Raw genomic sequence first — 18086 nt, 5'->3', positions numbered from 1 at the left:
GCGTCAGGGGCGGCCGACCCGCGGCAGCTCCGGGAGGTCCTTGAGTGCCGGGCCTTCGATGCGCGTGCCGTCGGGAGCGAAGCGGGAGGCGTGCAGCGGGCAGTCCCAGGTGCACTCCGCGTCGTTCCATTCGAGCACCCCGCCGAGATGCGTGCACACGGCCGAGACCGCCCGTGTGACGCCGTCGACGGTCGAGATCCCGACCGGGAGCCCCGCTCTGTTGGCCCGCACGCCGCTGCCCTCCTCGGGGCGGGGGACTGGAATCTGTCGCGATTCGGCGCCCGCCCACCCGGAGGCGGCGGCCGCCGCGACCTTGGCGCCCTCGACCGCGCCCGTCGCGAGATCGGCAGGCACGGTCAGCCGTGTGGCCAGCGCGTTCATCCAGCGGGGCCGGTCGCGCCACCCGGTGCCGAGGATCTCGGCGGTGAGGCGCAGTGCCGCGGCCGGAGCATTCGAGAGCCCCCACTTCGCGTAGCCGGTGGCGAATCGGATCGCGCCGAGTCCGCGCGGCATCGCTCCGACGAACGGGATCTGGTTGTGCGAGGTGTAGTCCTGCGCCGACCAGCGGTGCGTCTCCTCCGCGCCCGGGAAGTGCTGCGCGGTCCACGACACCAGGTCCTCGATCGCCGCGGCCTCGCTGTCCGAGCGTCCGACCGGGTGGCCGTTCCCGCCGACGACGAGCTGCGCCGTGCCGGCGGGGCCGTCGGTCTCCGTCACCGGGCGGATCGAGCGGGTCGACGCATCGACCGAGAGGAAGGTGCCGGTCGGTGCCTCGCCGGGCACGCGGAACGAGACGCAGTACGACCGCATCCCGCTGGTCTTGGTGAAGTACAGGCCGCGGTCGAGGAGGGGGCTTCCGGTGGCGAGCACGATGTGGTCGGCGAAGAGCGGTCCTTCCGCCGTCTCGACACGCGCCGAGGGGAGGGCGTGAACGCCGGTGGCGCGGATGCCGGTGTGCAGGGTCCCGCCCTCCTCGAGGAACTCCCCTGCGAGGGCGCGCGTGATCACCACGGGGTCGATCGTCACCTGGTCGTCGAGCGCGACGGCCCCGGCGACCGGGAACGGGGTCGCATCCAGGTCGCTCGGAGTCAGCATCCTCGTCGCGAGTCCCGCCTCGCGTGCGGCGGCATGCTGCGCCCGCACCGTCTCGAGTCCGTCGGGCGTCTGCGCGTAGGAGTGGTCCGTGCGCCACGTGTACGGGACTCCCGCGCTGTCGGCGAACGCGATCAGCCACTCCATGCCCTCGCGGTTCGCGTCGACGTAGGCGCGCACGAGCGCAGCGGGGTGGTGGCGGCGGATCTCGGCGAGCCGCTTGCCCTGCAGCAGCGAGAGCTTGCCGGTGTTCCCTCCGGTCGCGAGCTCGGCGATGTCGCCCGACTCGATCACGGCCACATCGAGACCGGCGCGGGTCAGCATCACCGCGGTGCTCAGGCCGGTGAGCCCCGCTCCCACGATGACGACATCGTGCGAGGCACCCGGCTCGAACGGCGAGCCGAGGGACGGGAGCGTGCCGGTCTTCCAGAGCGGATTCATGCGCTCAGTCAACGCCCTCGGCGGCTCAGGACCCACTGCCTTGACATCGGGGCGCCGCGCTGCCACAGGCGACTACAGTGACGAAAGTGAACTTCCGCCGCGTCCTGCTCGTCGCCCTCGGCGGCACGGTCGGCACGGCGGCCCGGCTGGGGCTGGGGCTCGCGATCCCCGACCAGGGCGGATTCCCGGTCGCGGTCCTCGTCGCGAACATCCTCGGGGCGTTCCTGATCGGCGTCGTCGCCGCGCGCCTTGCGGCATCCACCGATCTTCGACTGCTGCTCGGCACCGGCGTGCTCGGCGGGTTCACGACATACAGCGCGTTCATGACCGGCACGCTGGCGCTGTGGACGGACGCGCCGCTGCTGGCCGGGGCCTACGCCCTCGGAAGTCTCATGCTGGGCGTCGCCGCCGCGTCTCTCGGCCTGCGACTCGGCCGCCCTCGCCGGACGACGGAGGCCGCGTCGTGAATCCGCTGCTCTTCGTCGCGGCTGCCCTCGCCGGCGGGATCGGCGCCGTGCTGCGCTACCTCGCCGACCTCGGCGTCGCGCGTCTCGCCGGCCGCCGTCTCCCGTGGGGCATCCTCATCGTGAACGTCACCGGGTCCTTCGCGCTCGGCCTCGTGACCACCGCGCTGCCCGATGCGGCGTTCCTCCTCGGCGCGGGTCTGCTCGGCGGCTACACGACCTTCAGCACCGCGATGCTCGACACGGTCGCGCTCTGGCGCGACGGCGAGCGCCCGGCATCCGCTGTCAACGCGATCGGGATGCTGGTGCTGGGGCTCGCCGCGGCGGGGCTCGGGCTCATGCTCGGCGCTGCGCTCTGAGGCGCGAGCACGGCTCCCAGCATCCTCACAATCCGAAAATGTACAAACGTACATGTACGGAAGTCCAGGGGGTGCCCGATGGGGGAGAGCGCGCGTCGTCGACGTGACCCTGAAGCGCGCCGTCGGGAGATCGTCACCGCCGCGGCGGAGCTGATCGTCGAGGTCGGCGCCGACGGCCTCACCCACCGCATGGTCGCCGCCCGCGCCGGCGTTCCGCTCGGCGCGACCACCCAGTACTTCGACACGCTCGACGACCTCCGCTCCGCCGCTCTCCGCGCCCTCGCGGACGAGGTCGACGCGCGACTCGACGGCGTGCGCATCGCCCTCGCCGAGCGCGGGGTCAGCCCGGCCGTGATCGCCGATCTGATCACCGAGGGCCTCGACGACGCCCGGGCCGTGAAAGCCGATCGGGCCGTCGTCACCGCCGCCATCCACGACCCCCGCCTGCGCAAGCTCGCGCAGCACCTGTCCGAGCAGCTGGTCGCCCTGCTCGAGCCTGCCTACGGGTACGACAGGGCGACAGCCGCGATGATCTTCATCGACGGGGTCATGTGGAGCACCCAGATCCGGGAGACTACCCCGGATCACGCCTTCATCGAGACCGCACTCACCCAGCTCCTCGGCATGCCCGAGAATGATGACAATCCCGGTCGCACCGCTGCGCCGTCCGCACCCTGAACCGAGGAATCCGCCGTGTCGAATCTCGCCGTCCTGAGCCTGAAGAACCGGGCGCTCATCGCCCTCATCACGATCGTCGCCGCGGTGTTCGGCGGTCTGGCGCTGACCAACCTCAAGCAGGAGCTCATCCCCTCGCTCGAGCTGCCCAACCTCATGGTCATGACGACGTACCCCGGAGCGTCGCCCGAGGTCGTCGAGAACGACGTCTCGACGCCGGTCGAATCCGCCATCCAGGGTGTGCCCGGCCTCGAGGGGACGACGGCGACGAGCACCACGAACGCGTCGATCGTGCAGGCGACCTTCGCCTACGGCACGAACCTCGCGACCGCGGAGCAGAAGATCCAGCAGGCGATCAACCGCATCTCGGGCCAGCTCCCCGAAGACGTGAGCCCGCAGGTGCTCGCGGTCTCGATCGACGACTTCCCGGTGATCCAGGTGGCGGTGACCGGATTCGAGGATGCCGACAACGCACAGGCAGAGCTCCAGAGCGTCGCGATCCCCGACCTCGAAGACGTCGACGGCGTCAACGCCGCGCAGCTGATCGGCGGCGTCGGCCAGCGGATCACCATCACCCCCGACTTCGCGCTGCTGGCCGCCGAGGGGCAGAGCACGCAGGCGATCACGTCGGCGCTGCAGCAGAACGGCACGCTCTTCCCGGGCGGCGACATCACCGAGAACGGCCAGACCCTCACCGTCCAGACGGGCGCGAAGATCACGTCCGTCGACGAGATCGCCGCTCTTCCGCTCGTCGGCAGCGCGCTGACGATCGGCGATGTGGCGACGGTCGCGCAGGAGTCCGACCCGATCAGCTCGATCTCGCGCGTCGACGGCAAGGACGCGCTCTCCATCTCGATCACCAAGCTCCCTGCCGCGAACACCGTCGAGGTCTCGCAGGGCGTGCTCGCCGCGCTGGACGAGATCGGCAAGGCGTTCCCGGATGCCGAGTTCACGGTCATCTTCGACCAGGCGCCGTTCATCGTGCAGTCCATCGAGAGCCTCGCGACGGAGGGCCTTCTCGGACTCGCGTTCGCGGTGATCGTCATCCTGGTCTTCCTGCTGTCGATCCGCTCGACCCTGGTGACGGCGATCTCGATCCCGACCTCGGTGCTCATCACCTTCATCGGGCTGCAGGCCTTCGGCTACTCCCTGAACATCCTGACGCTCGGCGCGCTCACGATCGCGATCGGCCGCGTGGTCGACGACTCCATCGTCGTGATCGAGAACATCAAACGTCACTATGTCGGCGACGCCGACAAGGGCGATGCGATCAGGCTCGCGGTGCGCGAGGTCGCGATGGCCGTCACGGCATCCACGATCACGACCGTCGCGGTGTTCCTCCCGATCGTGTTCGTCGGAGACATGGTCGGCGAGCTCTTCCGTCCGTTCGCGATGACCGTGGCGATCGCCATGATCGCGTCCCTGCTCGTCTCGCTGACGATCGTGCCGGTGCTCGCATACTGGTTCCTCCGCCCCGGCAAGCCGCTGCTCGACGAGAACGGCGTGGCGATCGACCCCGAGCACCCCGATGCTCCGCCCACATGGCTGCAGCGCCGGTACCGGCCCATCCTCGGCTGGACCCTGAAGCACTCGGTCGTCACGGTGATCCTCGCCGTGGTGGTGCTGGGCGGCACGCTCGCCGCCGCGCCGCTGATGAAGGTCAACTTCCTCGGCGACTCGGGCCAGAACACGATGACGGTCACGCAGGACCTCGGTCCGACCGCGAGCCTCGAGGCGAAGTCGGAGGCCGCCGTCCAGGTCGAGGACGCTCTGCTGGGCATCGACGGCATCGAGCACGTGCAGGCATCGATCGGGTCGAGCGGCTCGGCGCTGCGCGACGCCTTCTCGGGTGGGGCCGGGGTCACCTACTCGGTGCTGACCGACGGTGACGCCGATCAGGAGAAGCTGCGCGCCGACGTGCAGGACGCGATCGACGGACTCGGCGACGAGGTCGGCGACGTGTCGGTGGCGGCATCCGCCGGCTTCGGCTCGAGCGACATCGAGATCGCCGTCTCGGCGTCGAACGCCGATGACCTGCAGACCGCGACGACGTCTGTGATGGACGAGCTCGACGGTCGTGCCGGAGTCGGCCAGGTGACCGACAACCTGGCGGCATCGCTGCCCTACATCGCCGTCGTGGTCGATCGTGCGGCGGCCGCCCAGCGCGGGCTGTCCGAGGTCGCGGTCGGGTCGATCGTGTCGAGCACCATGCGCCCGCAGCAGGCCGGCACCGTCGAGATCGACGACACCGCGCTGACGATCTACATCGTCACACCGGAGCCGCCGACCACCATCGACGCCCTGAAGGCCCTCGCGATCCCGACCCCGCTCGGCATCGTGCAGCTGCAGGACATCGCGACCGTCGAGGAGCGCAACGGCCCCACCTCCATCACCACGGAGCAGGGCCGCCGCACCGCGACGATCACCGTGCCGCCGGCATCCGACAACCTCGCGACCGCGACGGCGTCGGTGAATGAGGCGCTCGCCGCCGCGGAGCTGCCAGACGGCGCCTCCGCCGAGGTCGGCGGTGTCGCCTCGCAGCAGGCCGACTCGTTCTCGCAGCTGGGTCTGGCGATGCTGGCCGCGATCCTCATCGTGTACGTCGTGATGGTGGCGACGTTCAAGTCGCTGCGTCAGCCGCTGCTGCTGCTCGTGTCGGTGCCGTTCGCGGCGACCGGCGCGATCCTGCTGCAGATCATCACGGGCGTGCCGCTCGGCGTGGCGTCGCTGATCGGCGTGCTGATGCTGATCGGCATCGTGGTGACGAACGCGATCGTGCTCATCGACCTCGTGAACCAGTATCGGGAGAAGGGTCTGTCGACCGTCGAGGCGGTGAAGGCCGGTGGCGAGAAGCGACTGCGGCCGATCCTCATGACGGCGCTCGCGACGATCCTGGCGCTGACCCCGATGGCTCTCGGCATCACGGGGCATGGCGGCTTCATCTCGCAGCCGCTCGCGATCGTGGTGATCGGCGGACTGCTCTCCTCGACCGTGCTGACCCTGATCGTGCTGCCGACGCTCTACAACCTCGTCGAGGGTGCGAAGGAGCGGCGCCGCGCCCGCAAGGGCGGCGGATCGGATGCCGCGGGCGCGGGTTCCGATCCGGACGCGCCAGTCGATCCCAAGGCGCCCGCGTCTGCGGACGCATCGACGGACTCGGTCACCGTGGATGCGAGCGGTCTGCCCGATCTGTCGCACCTGACGCGCCGCGAGCTGCGCGACCGCGGGCTCGTCTAGCCGCCACGGCGTTCACAATTCAGCAAGAGTCCGGACCGCCGGGGCGGAATCGACCATTCCCGCCCCGGTGGCCTCCGTTCTTGCGGAGTTATGAACGGCCCAGGGACGAGACCGCGGCGAATCAGCCGAGCGTGATGCCCCAGCGCAGGGTCCAGGACTCGTCGGAGGCGAGACGGCGGATGCCGAGGCCGCTGTTGAGCGCGTCGGCCGGCGCCGTCATGGGCTCGATCGCGACAGCGAGGTCCTGACCCGGGTAGTTCGTCGCGGTGTAGACCTGCACGAAGTCGAAGCCCTCGCCCTGCCAGAGAGTCAGTCGGCGGCCGTCGGGGGCCGTGAGTGTGGTGCGGACCAGCCCGTCCTCGTCGCGCGCGAGATCGGTGAAGCCGGTGTCGAGGGTCGTGTCGCCCAGGCGGATGCCGTCCCGCAGAGCGGCATCGGCCGGACGTGTGCCGGTGGGGAGCATCCGCTCGTCGGTCACGAACGCGGTCTGGGCCGGAACCCGCAGCACGAGGTCGCGGGGGTCGACATCGCCGATCGTGACGAAAGGGTGGGTGCCGAGCGCGACCGGCGCCGGTTCGGCCGACCGGTTCGTCAGGACGTGGACGACCTCGATGCCGGCATCCGTCAGCAGATAGGTGACCGAGGTCTCGATCAGATACGGGTATCCGGTCTGCGGCACGATCGTCGCGCTGAGGGTGGCGGCGGCATCCGTCTGCTCGATCTCGTAGGCCGAGAAGCGCAGCAGCCCGTGACTGGCGTTGCGGAACTTGGGCTCGGTGAGGGCGAGCTGGCGCGCGGTCCCCCGGTCGTCCCAGAGCCCGTCGCGCACGCGATTCGGCCAGGGCGTGAGGACGACGCCCGAGCACGACGGCGTCGGGATGTCGAGCGGATACGGCGTCACGAGGTCGATCCCGTCGACGCGGAGGGAACGGAGAGAGGCTCCGACCTGGGCGATCTGGGCCGAGACGTCGCCGGACTGGAGGTGCACCTGGGTGCCGGTGGGGGATGCGGAACTCACCTCGCCATCGTATGGCGCGGATGACTCTCTCAGGTGCGACCGCTAGACTCGTCCGGTCGGCTTCGGACGCCCGCGCATGGCGCGGACGTTTTTGTGTAAGAAGTGTGAGTCCAGGGGCCGATGGTGAGCGTCGATCGACGCAAATCAACCATCACATGAATGGCCCCGGCCGCTGACAGTCCGGAACCCCGCTTCATCTCCTCTGCGAGGAAGCACCGGGTGCTCGCGCGTGCGCGCAGCGCTGTTCTCGTGCGAGAACTCAGAAGGACACCTGCTTTGCCCAAGAACAAGAAGCCCCGCGGCGGACGACCCTCCGCCAACTTCGAGCCGCGCTACGGCGCCAAGAAGACCTCGTTCCACGACCGTCACGCGGGTGGCCGCGACGCCGCCCGTGACGGCGCCCGCCCTGAGCGCGGCGGACGTGCGGATGCCGGCGAACGCCGCACCGCTCCCGCCGCCGGCGGCTACGACCGTCGACCGGGCAGCCGCAGCGCCGGTCACCGCGGCTATCGTCCGGCCGAGGCCGAGTCGGGCGCCCCGAAGCAGCGCTGGAACGCGCAGGAGCGCGCCGGGCGCGACGAGGCCCGCAGCATCCGCAACCGCGCCGAGTCCGGCCGTCGCGAGGCGCCGCACCACCGCGGTGACGACCGTCGGCCCACGGGCCCCGGCACCTACCGCGATGACCGCGGGGGTCAGCGCTTCGATCGCGACGACCGTGCGCGCCGCGATGACCGCGGGGCATCGACCGAGCGTCGGGGCTTCCGCGACAACGATCACCGCGACGGCGGACGTCCGGTCCGTGACGACCGCCGCGGCCAGCGTCCCACCGGTCCCGGCAGCTACCGCGACGAGCGCGGTGGCCAGCGTTTCGATCGTGACGAGCGTCCGCGTCGTGACGATCGGGGTGCCGCGCCGCAGGGTCGTGGCTACGACCGCCCGAACCGCGGAGGTGCCGAGCGCCCGGAGCGCTCGTACGATGCGGATCGCGCGCGCCGCGCCTTCGACCGCGATCGCACGCAGCGTTCGTTCGACGCGCCGCGCGACGATCGTCCCCGCCGCGACGACCGCACCTCGTCCGACCGCACCGAGCGCCCGCGGTACGACCGCGACGCGCGCGATTCCCGCGGCGGCGAGCGGACCCGTCCGTCGACCGGCGGCGCGTACCGCACCGAGCGCGTGCGTCCGCTGACCTCGGACACCCGCGGGCGTCCGGCCCGCAACGAGCGTCCGAGCCGCAACGACTGGAATGCGACGAGCCGCCCCGCACCTGCGGCGGCGAAGTTCGAGCCGGGCGCCGACGTCGTTCACGAGCGCCTCGAGGCGAAGTCCGTCGAGGCGGTCGAGGTCGACGGCGTGAGCTTCAGCGATCTCGGGCTGGGCTCGAACATCGTCGAGACTCTGGCCGGTCTGGGAGCGGCATCGCCGTTCGCCATCCAGGCCGCCAGCATCCCCGCAGTGCTCGAGGGCCGCGACGTCCTCGCCCGCGGCCGCACCGGCTCCGGCAAGACCATCGCCTTCGGCGCTCCGCTCGTCGAGAACGTGCTGAAGTCGCAGGCCGGCAAGCGCCGTGAGTTCGGCCGGTCGCCGCGCGCGATCATCCTCGCTCCGACGCGCGAGCTCGCGCTGCAGATCGACCGCACGATCCAGCCGATCGCGCGCAGCGTCGGACTCTTCACCACGCAGATCTACGGTGGCGTGCCCCAGGGTCGTCAGGTCGGTGCGCTCAAGAAGGGCGTCGACATCGTGATCGGCACCCCCGGTCGCATCGAGGACCTGATCAACCAGGGCAAGCTCGACCTCTCCGACTGCCGCATCGCGGTGCTCGACGAGGCCGACCACATGTGCGAGCTCGGATTCGTCGAGCCCGTGCAGCGCATCCTGCGGCACACGGCGGACGGCAGCCAGAAGCTCCTCTTCTCGGCGACGCTCGACCGTGAGGTCGCGGCTCTCGTCGACGAGTTCCTGATCGATCCCGCGGTCTTCGAGGTCGCCGGTGAGGACCAGGGCTCGAGCACGATCGAGCACCGCGTGCTCGTGATCGAGCACCGTGACAAGGCCGACATCCTCACCTCGCTCGTCGACCGCGAGGGCAAGACTCTCGTGTTCGCCCGCACCCGTGCCTACGCCGACATGCTCGCCGAGCAGTTCGACGACGCCGGCATCCCGGCCGTCTCGCTGCACGGCGACCTGAACCAGGCCAAGCGCACGCGCAACCTGGAGCGTCTGACCTCGGGTCGCGTGAACGTGCTGGTCGCGACGGATGTCGCGGCCCGCGGCATCCACGTCGACGACATCGACCTGGTCGTCCAGGCCGATGCCCCCGACGAGTACAAGACGTACCTGCACCGCTCCGGCCGCACCGGCCGCGCCGGTCGCTCGGGTCGCGTGGTCACGCTCATCACGCGTCAGCGTCAGCGCCGTATGACCGAGCTGCTCGACCGCGCCGAGATCGACGCCCCGTTCGAGAACGCGCGTCTCGATGACGACATCATCGAGGAGATCACCGGTCGCATGCCGACCGCGGCGGCTCTCACGAGCTGAGTCGCCCGGGCCGAGAGGTCGACGCGTTCACAACTCAGCAATATTCGCTCGAAAGGGCCCGGGACGACATGTCTTGGGCCCTTTCGGCACTGTTCTTGCTGAGTTGTGAACGACCGCACAGGGCTGAGAACACCGCGTCGGGCTGAGATCGCAGTGTCGGGCTGAGAACACCGCGTCGGGCTGAGAACACCGCGTCGGGCTGAGAACACCGCGTCGGGCTGAGATCGCAGTGTCGGGCTGAGATCGCAGTGTCGGGCTGAGATTCCGCGCCGAGGGCTCCTCCCGACGGAGAGATCTCCGCCCGAGGGCGAGGTGCCGTCAGGCCAGCTCGTGCTCGTGGATGCTCGAGGTGAGGCTCGTGCCGTTCAGGTCGAGGTAGAGCACCTGCTCGGTCACCGTGAGGGTGAGGGTGTTGCGGCGCTCGATCAGCGCCGCAGCCGAGTCGATGAAGCCCGGGTCGAAGCTGTACACGCGGATCTCATCCGACCGGTGGATCTTCTTCCCCGCCCACGGCGCCATGACCTTGGCGGGGTCGCGGTGCGTGTAGACGACGGTGCGCTCGGCGAGTCGGCTGCCGTAGTGCAGGCGCTCGGCATCGGGGGCGCCGATCTCGATCCAGGCCATGATGGCACCGGTCATGTCGCGCACGATCACGGCGGGTTCCTCCGTCGACGAGATGCCGTCGCCGAACGCGATCCCCTCGGTGTGCTCCAGTCCGTGGGCCAGGACGCGCGTGATCATGTAGGCGTCGGTCTCGGACGGATGCCGCGCCACGCGCAGCGCGTAGTCCTCGTAGACGCCCCGATCGGTGTCGGCCAGCTGGACGTCGAACGTGTGCATCGTGGAGCCGGTAGCCATAACTGTCGAGCCTACGCGGCTGACGCGGTGCGCCCGTTCAGAAGAGCATCGGCTGCGCGGGGGATGCCGAGGCCGAGCCTGTCGTCCGGAACGTGACGGGTGCGCCCGGGCGGCCGGTGCTCTGCACACTTCCCTGACGCCAGATCGACTCGACGTGCCCCTGCCCGGGACGGACTCCGCGTTGCGGATAGTCGTCTTCGTGCCGTCCGTCGAGTCCGTGGGCACGGATGAGCGGACGCGCGCGCTTGGCGAGCCACTGCCGGTATGCCTTCGGGGCCTCGGCGGAGGCACCGGGATACAGTCCGCGGTACGACGACACGAGGTCGGGGCGGGCCATCTCGAGCCACTGGAAGAACCACGGCTTCACCCCGGGGCGCAGGTGCAGTGCGCCGTAGATCACGCTGCGCGCACCGGTTGCCTCGATGCGCGTGAGCGCGTCGTCGATCGCTTCGACCGAGTCCGTCATGTGCGGCATGATCGGCATCAGGAAGACCGTCACCCGGAACCCGGCATCTGCGAGAGCGCGCACGGTGTCGAGCCGCGCCTGGGTCGTCGGAGCCCCCGGTTCGATCGACTTCTGCAGCTCGTCGTCATACATGGCGATCGACATCTGCACGTCGACCGGAACGCGCCCGGCGGCCCTGACGAGGAGTGGGATGTCGCGCCGGATCAGCGTGCCCTTCGTGAGGATCGACAGGGGAGTGCCGGATGCCGCGAGTGTCTCGATGATCCCCGGCATGAGCTTGTAGCGGCCCTCGGCACGCTGGTACGGATCGGTGTTCGTGCCGAGCGCGACGGTCTCGTGCTGCCAGCTGCCCTTGCGCAGCTCCTTCTCGAGCACGTCCACGACGTTGACCTTCACGACGATCTGCGAGTCGAAGTCGGCTCCTCCGTCGAGGTCGAGGTACTCATGGGTGCCGCGAGCGAAACAGTAAAGGCAGGCATGACTGCATCCGCGGTACGGGTTGATCGTCCACGCGAAGGGCATGCGCGAAGCGCCCGGAACATGGTTCAGCGCGGACTTCGACAGCACCTCGTGGAACGTCATCCCCGCGAAATCGGGGGTCGTCACCGACCGCAGCACGCTCGACCGGTCTTCGAGACCGGGGAGCGCCGCCGCATCCTTCTCTCCGAGCTTCTGTCCCTGCCAGCGCATGCTTCATTCGAACATGTGATCGAAGTTAACGCAAGCGAGATTCGAAGAAAAGGACTATCCCTGCGTGGGGAGGAACGGATCGACGCGCGTCTCCGAGGCCAGCGGATGCCGCCGCTCGGCGACAGGCCGGGGCCCCGCTCCGCGCACGTCCGGAACCCGGATGCCCAGTTCTTCCGCCGGAGACCCTGATCGCACCCGCAGGTCGCGCGCCTCCGCATCCACGAACAGCGGATCCGCCGTGATCGAATGCCGGTCGTGCCCGAGCCGGGCCCATTCGTCGTCGAGCGGCTCGACGATCTCGAAGCCGACCCGTCCGTCCGCGCCGGTCGCGCGCGCCGCGTTCGCCGCACGCGCGGCGCCGTCGATCGGCGCCGCGTCCCAGAACAGGTTGAGGTCGCTGTCGATGCCGAAGTTCCGGATGTCACGGTGGTCCGGATATCCGACGAACGCCGGCATCCCGTCGCCGACCACGATGTTGCGGTGGAACGTGAACGAGACGTGGTCCTCCGGGCGCGTGATCGAGATCTGCCCGTTGCGGCCGAAGGCCCAGACGTTGTCGCGGATGATCACCTCGCGGCCGTAGTGCTGGTGGTACGCCTGGCTCGAGACGTCGTGCACGACGTTCTGCTCGATGACCACGTGCGAAGACCCCTCGTCGAGGTAGATGCCCCACCCGCCGTAGTTCGCGCACTCGACATCGTGGATGCGGTTGCCGCGGATCACGGTGCCGGGCGCGATGCCCAGCAGATAGACGCCGCCCATGTCGTTGAGCAGTCCGCCGCCCAGGTGGTGGATGTGGTTGCCCTCGATGCGGTTGCCCTCGGACGGGTTGTGCAGGTAGTCCCACATCCAGCCGACCGAGATCCCCGAATAGAGGAACTCGCGGATCTCGTTGTGTGCGATGACGTTGTGCGACCCGTGCTGGAACAGCACCGCGACGGCGTTCGGATAGACCTGTCCGCCCCGCTCGATCAGGCAGTCCGAGATCTCGTTGGCCTGGTTGTAGTCGGCGGCCAGCGCGTCGATCCCGCCGCCCGAGCGCACCGCGCCCGCACCCAGATCGCGGAACTCGACGCCGCTGATCAGCGTGCCGCGCGTTCCGGCATCCAGGCTGACGCCGTATCCGCCGACGCGCTCGATCGCCCCGCCGACGACTGCGCACGATCGCGCGAACGAGAACTGCAGAGCCGCCGGCACGCTGCTCGCCGCCTGCACGTCGGCGGCGTATCGCCCGTCCGCCGGAAGCTGCGGGTCCTCCCGCACGCCGAACGGCGGAACGGCCGCAGGCACGGCCTCGAAGTCGGCCTCGGCGAAGCGGATGCCCTCGAACCGCACCTCGCGCACCGGGGCCTCGGCCGTGCCGTCGAGCGTCGTGAACGCCTCGACCACCGGCATCCGCACGTCGAGGTCCGCGATGTCGACACCCGGCGCGGGCAGGTACAGCACGTGCGGGCCGGATGCGCCGACCAGCTCGCCCGTCGGGTCGAGGTACCACTCGCCCGCGACCTCGCCGAAGCTCTCGGCGACGTTGTCGAGGTAGTACCGCGCGAAGAGCGCGGCGGCATCGTCGCGCAGGGCGAAGATGCTCCGCAGCGAGCTCGTGATCGTGTGGTTCTCGCGGTCGATCGCGGTGATCGGCATCCGCTCCTGCACCCAGTAGTGCGGCACGACGATCTCGACCGCCTCCTCCTGAGCGAGCGAGGGGATGTCGCCCTCGGCGAACCGGAAGGATGCTGCGCCGTCGAACAGCGTGCCCACGAAGCTCCCGGCAGGGTCGAGCCCGGTCTGCTCCTCGACACGCAGGAATCCTTCGCGCGGGTAGCGGGGGCGGGATGCCGCGACGCCGTCGACGTACAGGCGGCGGGCGACCGCGCGGGGGGAGGGGGCGGCGAACGCGTCGACGCCGTTGACCGTGACCGGACGCCATCCGGTGATGCGTGCGGATCCTCGGAGCACGGGCGGATTCGACGGGTCGACAGCCACCACCGAGGTGAACGAGTCGGCCGCCGTGAATGACACCGGGGCGGTGTGGGCGTACTCGCCGCCGGCCATCCAGATCACGGCGCGCTGCCCCGGCTCTCGTCGCTTCCGCACGAGCGCGAGCGCGTGCGCGAGGTCGTTCGCGGGGTACCCGTGCGAGCCGTCCGCGTAGGGCGATCCGTCCGGAGCGGCGTACACCTCGATCCGGTCCGTGCTCATGGAGTCAGCCCTTCGTGGCGCCGGCGGTGACTCCGGCCGAGATCTGCCGCTGGAAGATCAGGTACACGACGATGATCGGCAGCACCGCGAGCAGCACGCCGGCGATGTACGTCGGCACGTTGTCGGGGTACTGGCCGCGCAGCGCGCTGACTCCGACCATGACGGTGCGGTTCTGCGGCGACTGCATGATCAGGAGCGCGATGAGGATGTCGTTCCAGACGAACAGCGCGTTCAGGATGCCCATCGAGATCAGCGCGGGCTTGCCCACCGGGATCATGATGCGCGCCCACACGCCGAACAGCCCGTTGCCGTCGACGCGCGCCGCCTCGGTGAGCTCCTTCGGGATGCCGGAGTAGTACGAGGTCATGAAGAACACGGTGAACGGCAGGAACTGTGCGACGTAGGCGATGATCAGCCCCGGGAACGAGTTGATCAGCCCCATGTCGCTGAGCACCTTGATGGTCGGGACCATGATCACCTGGAACGGGATCATCATCATCGCCAGGATGATCAGGAACGCGACCTTGCTGCCGCGGAACGTCAGGTGGCTGAGCGCGTAGCCGCACATCGAGGCGAGCACGAGCAGGATCGCGACCGAGAACACGGTCACGATGATCGTGTTCATGAAGTAGCGGCCCATGTCGGCGTTGGTCCACGCGTCGATGAAGTTCTGCACGTTGAACGTCTGCGTGACGCCCAGGCGGTCGAGCACGTAGTCCTTGCGCGTCTTGAGCGAGATGTTCAGCCCGTAGAGCATGGGCGCGATGGTGGCGATGGCCAGCAGCATCATGGGGATGGCGATGAGCCACTTGCCCAGGCGTTCCCGGCGCATCATGCCTCCTTGGTGGCGCGGCGGAGCACGCGGATCTGGATCAGGCCGATCACGAGGACGATGAGCAGCAGGAAGACGGATGCCGCCGACGCCAGCGCCGGTCGGGCCTCGCCGTTGAGCTTCCAGATGAGGAACTCGGGCAGGTAGCTCGCGGCTCCCGGCCCTCCGGCGGTCATCGTGTAGAGCAGGCCGAACAGGCCGGTGAGCATGCCGATCGTGGTCGTGACGAACACGAACTGGATGGTCTGGCTGAGGCTCGGGATGATGACGTGCACGATCTGCTGCCACAGGTTCGCGCCGTCGATCTTCGCGGCGTCGAGCAGCTCGGCGTCGAGGGTCGCGAAGCCGGCGAGGAAGATCGTGAAGGCCATGCCGAACGTGGCCCAGATGTGCACGACGAGCACGGAGGGGAGCGCGGTGCCGGGCAGGCCCAGGAAGTCGACGGCGGGGATGTTCACCGCGCCGAGGGCGCCGTTGATCGGGCCGTTGGCGGCGAGCAGGATGTTGAAGATCGCGCCGATGATGATCGGCGACAGCACCACCGGCAGGAAGTACACGCTGCGGTAGAAGCGGTGGCCGGGGATCTTGAGGAAGACGAACGTCGCGAGGATGCCGGCGACGAAGACCTGGATCGGCACGAACAGCAGCACGACCAGCACGTTGCGGGCGGATGCCTGGAAGCGCGCGTCGCCGAGGAGGGTGAAGTAGTTGTCCAGTCCGATGAACTGTCCGTTGAGCTCCTTGTCGCCGGTGAACGAGTAGTTCACGCCGAGCAGGAGCGGGTAGAGCCGGAAGACGGCGAGGATGAGGATGACCGGCAGCACCATGAGGTAGGGCGCGATGCGCTCGGACGTCCACGGCTTCTTGCGCAGCGGCACGCCCAGATCGGCGCGGCCCCCGCGCTTCGTGCGGCCGCGGCCCGGAGCCCTGTTCTCGAGAACAAGGCTCCGGGTCGAGGTGGTGTCGGTCGACAAGGGATCAGCCCTCCGACGCTGCCAGCTGGGCTGCGGCGTCCTGCACGGTGACCTCGCCGCCGAGCAGCTGCTGACCGAGGCGGTGCAGAAGGTCGAGCGTGTCGGCCTCGAGCGCCGTGTGCAGCAGCGGCTTGCTGCCCGGCAGCTCCCCGACGATGTCGTTCGCCGACGCGATGTCGGTGTCGAGCTCGATCGTCGTGTCCGACGTGATCTGGCCACCCGCGAGGGAGTAGGCCGAGAGTGCATCGTGGTCGACGGTGGCCTTGATCCAGTCGACGCCGAGCTCCTTCTTGTCCTCGTTCAGCACGGCGTAGCCGATGCCGCCCTCGGCGGGGAGGGCCAGCGTCGTGCCGTCGTTGGTGCTGACCGGCATCATGAACCCGAGGTCCTCGCCGAGGAACTCGTCGAACTGCTTCCAGTGCGCCGTGCCGCTCATGAGGCCGACGACCATCGCCGACTTGCCGCCGGAGAAGAGGTCGAAGGAGTCGTTGAACATGGCGGTGGAGTTCGCGCCCTCGTTGTACCAGCCGTTGGCTGCCGAGTCGGCCCACATCTGCAGGACCTGCGTGGCGTGCTCCCCGGTCCAGTCGCGCTCGCCGTCGATCCAGGCGTCGTACTCCTCGGGCGTGAAGATGCCCGAGGCGAAGCCCGAGAGGAAGAACTCGATGCCGAGGCCCTCCTTGTTGCCGAGCGCGAAGCACGAGGCATCCGTCTTCTCGGTGATCGCGGTGCAGGCCTCGGCGAGCTCGTCCCAGGTCGCCGGCGGGGTGTCGGCGTCGAGGCCGGCGGCCGTGAAGAGCGCCTTGTTGTAGTAGATCGGGAAGCCCTGAAGGAACATCGGCGCCGAGTACGTCTCGCCGTCGGCCTGGAACGCGGGCCATCCGGCGAGCGTGTCCTCGAGGTCGGCGAGCTCGTCGGTGACGGGGACGAGGGTGTCGGCGCGGCTCTTGAGCTGCGTGCCGCCGTTGAAGAGGGCGAGGTCGGGACCGGTGCCGGCTTCGACCGCGCTGCCGAGCAGCGTGTAGTACTGGTCGAACGGCTGGTTGACGATCTCGACCTCGACGTCGGGGTGCTTCTCCGCGAATGCGGCCTTGACGTCTTCGGTGTACGCGGCCGCGGCCTCGTCGGCGTCGCCCCAGTTCCAGATGACGAGCTTGTCGTCGCTGCCGGAGCCTCCGGTCGTGCCGCTGGGCGATGCACCTCCGCAGCCGGTGAGTGCAAGTGCCGCCACTCCGATGGCGGCGGGGATGGCGATCCTTCGCTTCATTGCGATCCTCTCAACGTTGATGAAGAAGTTTGCTGCAGGACCCGAGGGTGCAGGTCTCTGATGGAAACATACTACGTCTTATGAAAACGAGCAAGCAAAGGTCACATGACTGATGTTCAGGGGTTTCTCGCGTAGGCCGGACGGATGCCGTCAGGCGCGCTTCTCGGACGGCAGGCGCCGGCGGGACCACGACCCGAGGATGTGCGCGCTCATCGCGACCCTGGCGCCCTCCGCGTCGCCGGCGGATATCGCCTCGACGATCTTCTCGTGCTCGGCGAGGGTGAGCTCGAACGCGTGCGCGGGGTCGATGCCCGTGAAGCGATCGCTGCACACGGCGTGCGTGATCAGCACGCGGGCGATGTTCTCGGCCAGCGCGTTGTCGGAGAGCTCCATGACGGAGCGGTGGAATCGCAGGTCGGCCTCGCGGAATGCGGCGGAGTCGTCGACGCACTCGGCCATCGCGGCCAGGTCGTCCTGGAGCCGGGTCCGCGCCTCGTCATCGACGGCGGTCGCTGCTGCCGCCGCCATCGCGGCCTCGAGCGCGCCCCGGACGACGCTGAGGTCGTCGAGGACGCCGAGGGTGGAGTCGTTCGTGATCATCGTCGACAGCACCAGGGGGTCGAGCACGTTCCAGCTCGTCGACGGATTCACGTGCGTGCCGCGGCCCTGGGCGACGGTCACCATGCCCTTCTCCTGCAGACGCTTCATGGTCTCGCGGATGACGGTGCGGCTCACGCCGAACTGCACGCTGATGACGCTCTCCGGGGGGAGCAGGTCGCCGGGGCCGAACTCGCCGGTCACGATCGACTGGACGAGCTCCTTCAGGACGGTCGCGCCGATGCGGTCGATCGGGGTGCGTGCGCGACCGGCGGTGGCGGGATCTGCGGGCAGGGTCATGCCAGACACTCTATTCACGTCCCTGCCCGCTCGACACCGGACACTCGCGAAACCCCAGACATATGATGTATGGTGT

General features: G+C 69.3%; 14 protein-coding genes. 5 read left to right on the top strand and 9 right to left on the bottom strand.

Annotated features, from left to right (window positions below; translation table 11 throughout):
* Nucleotides 1–3: 3 nt before the first annotated feature.
* A complete protein-coding gene (locus tag MRBLWH11_RS02325) occupies nucleotides 4–1533 on the bottom strand; it encodes an FAD-dependent oxidoreductase (protein WP_341946526.1) in 1530 nt (509 codons plus the stop codon).
* Nucleotides 1534–1610: 77 nt separating this feature from the next.
* Between MRBLWH11_RS02325 and MRBLWH11_RS02320 the strand changes: the two genes are divergently transcribed.
* The 4 genes from MRBLWH11_RS02320 to MRBLWH11_RS02305 all read left to right on the top strand — a co-directional run bounded on the left by MRBLWH11_RS02320 (nucleotide 1611) and on the right by MRBLWH11_RS02305 (nucleotide 6268).
* Nucleotides 1611–2000 carry a CrcB family protein gene (locus tag MRBLWH11_RS02320; protein ID WP_341946525.1) on the top strand — a complete coding sequence of 130 codons (390 nt, stop codon included), beginning with the start codon at nucleotides 1611–1613 and terminating at the stop codon, nucleotides 1998–2000.
* Nucleotides 1997–2356 (top strand): CrcB family protein, encoded by a 360-nt coding sequence (locus tag MRBLWH11_RS02315; RefSeq protein ID WP_116634086.1) that lies wholly within the window; start codon nucleotides 1997–1999, stop codon nucleotides 2354–2356. Before MRBLWH11_RS02320 ends, MRBLWH11_RS02315 begins: the two co-directional genes overlap by 4 nt.
* Before the next feature lie 78 nt (nucleotides 2357–2434).
* Nucleotides 2435–3034: a TetR family transcriptional regulator gene (locus MRBLWH11_RS02310; RefSeq protein ID WP_341946524.1), complete on the top strand. Its 600-nt coding sequence runs from the start codon at nucleotides 2435–2437 to the stop codon at nucleotides 3032–3034.
* A gap of 15 nt (nucleotides 3035–3049) precedes the next feature.
* Nucleotides 3050–6268: an efflux RND transporter permease subunit gene (locus tag MRBLWH11_RS02305; protein WP_341946523.1), complete on the top strand. Its 3219-nt coding sequence runs from the start codon at nucleotides 3050–3052 to the stop codon at nucleotides 6266–6268.
* 121 nt (nucleotides 6269–6389) lie between these two features.
* On the opposite strand, the gene MRBLWH11_RS02300 is transcribed toward MRBLWH11_RS02305, so the two are convergent.
* Nucleotides 6390–7286 (bottom strand): aldose 1-epimerase family protein, encoded by an 897-nt coding sequence (locus tag MRBLWH11_RS02300; protein ID WP_341946522.1) that lies wholly within the window; start codon nucleotides 7284–7286, stop codon nucleotides 6390–6392.
* 276 nt (nucleotides 7287–7562) lie between these two features.
* On the opposite strand from MRBLWH11_RS02300, the gene MRBLWH11_RS02295 reads away from it, so the two are divergent.
* On the top strand, nucleotides 7563–9827 hold the full coding sequence (locus MRBLWH11_RS02295) for a DEAD/DEAH box helicase (protein ID WP_341946521.1): 2265 nt from the start codon (nucleotides 7563–7565) through the stop codon (nucleotides 9825–9827).
* A 318-nt stretch (nucleotides 9828–10145) separates the two neighbouring features.
* Here MRBLWH11_RS02295 and MRBLWH11_RS02290 read toward each other — a convergent pair whose 3' ends face one another.
* The 7 genes from MRBLWH11_RS02290 to MRBLWH11_RS02260 all read right to left on the bottom strand — a co-directional run bounded on the left by MRBLWH11_RS02290 (nucleotide 10146) and on the right by MRBLWH11_RS02260 (nucleotide 18010).
* Nucleotides 10146–10685: a YaeQ family protein gene (locus tag MRBLWH11_RS02290; RefSeq protein ID WP_341946520.1), complete on the bottom strand. Its 540-nt coding sequence runs from the start codon at nucleotides 10683–10685 to the stop codon at nucleotides 10146–10148.
* 37 nt (nucleotides 10686–10722) lie between these two features.
* Nucleotides 10723–11841 carry an Rv2578c family radical SAM protein gene (locus MRBLWH11_RS02285; protein WP_341946519.1) on the bottom strand — a complete coding sequence of 373 codons (1119 nt, stop codon included), beginning with the start codon at nucleotides 11839–11841 and terminating at the stop codon, nucleotides 10723–10725.
* A gap of 54 nt (nucleotides 11842–11895) precedes the next feature.
* Entirely contained in the window at nucleotides 11896–14040 is a 2145-nt protein-coding gene (locus MRBLWH11_RS02280; protein ID WP_341946518.1) for a right-handed parallel beta-helix repeat-containing protein, read from the bottom strand.
* Nucleotides 14041–14044: 4 nt separating this feature from the next.
* Nucleotides 14045–14872, bottom strand: a complete 828-nt coding sequence (locus tag MRBLWH11_RS02275) for a carbohydrate ABC transporter permease (protein ID WP_341946517.1) — start codon at nucleotides 14870–14872, stop codon at nucleotides 14045–14047.
* On the bottom strand, nucleotides 14872–15846 hold the full coding sequence (locus MRBLWH11_RS02270; protein WP_207769901.1) for a sugar ABC transporter permease: 975 nt from the start codon (nucleotides 15844–15846) through the stop codon (nucleotides 14872–14874). Before MRBLWH11_RS02270 ends, MRBLWH11_RS02275 begins: the two co-directional genes overlap by 1 nt.
* A gap of 4 nt (nucleotides 15847–15850) precedes the next feature.
* Nucleotides 15851–17113, bottom strand: coding sequence for an extracellular solute-binding protein (locus MRBLWH11_RS02265; RefSeq protein ID WP_116634096.1), 1263 nt, complete (start codon nucleotides 17111–17113; stop codon nucleotides 15851–15853).
* Between the two features lie 150 nt (nucleotides 17114–17263).
* Entirely contained in the window at nucleotides 17264–18010 is a 747-nt protein-coding gene (locus MRBLWH11_RS02260) for a FadR/GntR family transcriptional regulator (protein WP_341946516.1), read from the bottom strand.
* Between the last annotated feature and the right edge of the window lie 76 nt (nucleotides 18011–18086).

The organism is Microbacterium sp. LWH11-1.2, from assembly GCF_038397745.1.
In the GTDB taxonomy this organism is placed as follows: domain Bacteria; phylum Actinomycetota; class Actinomycetes; order Actinomycetales; family Microbacteriaceae; genus Microbacterium.
Note: the sequence above shows the minus strand (reverse complement) of the source record. Positions and strands in the feature narration are given on the sequence as shown.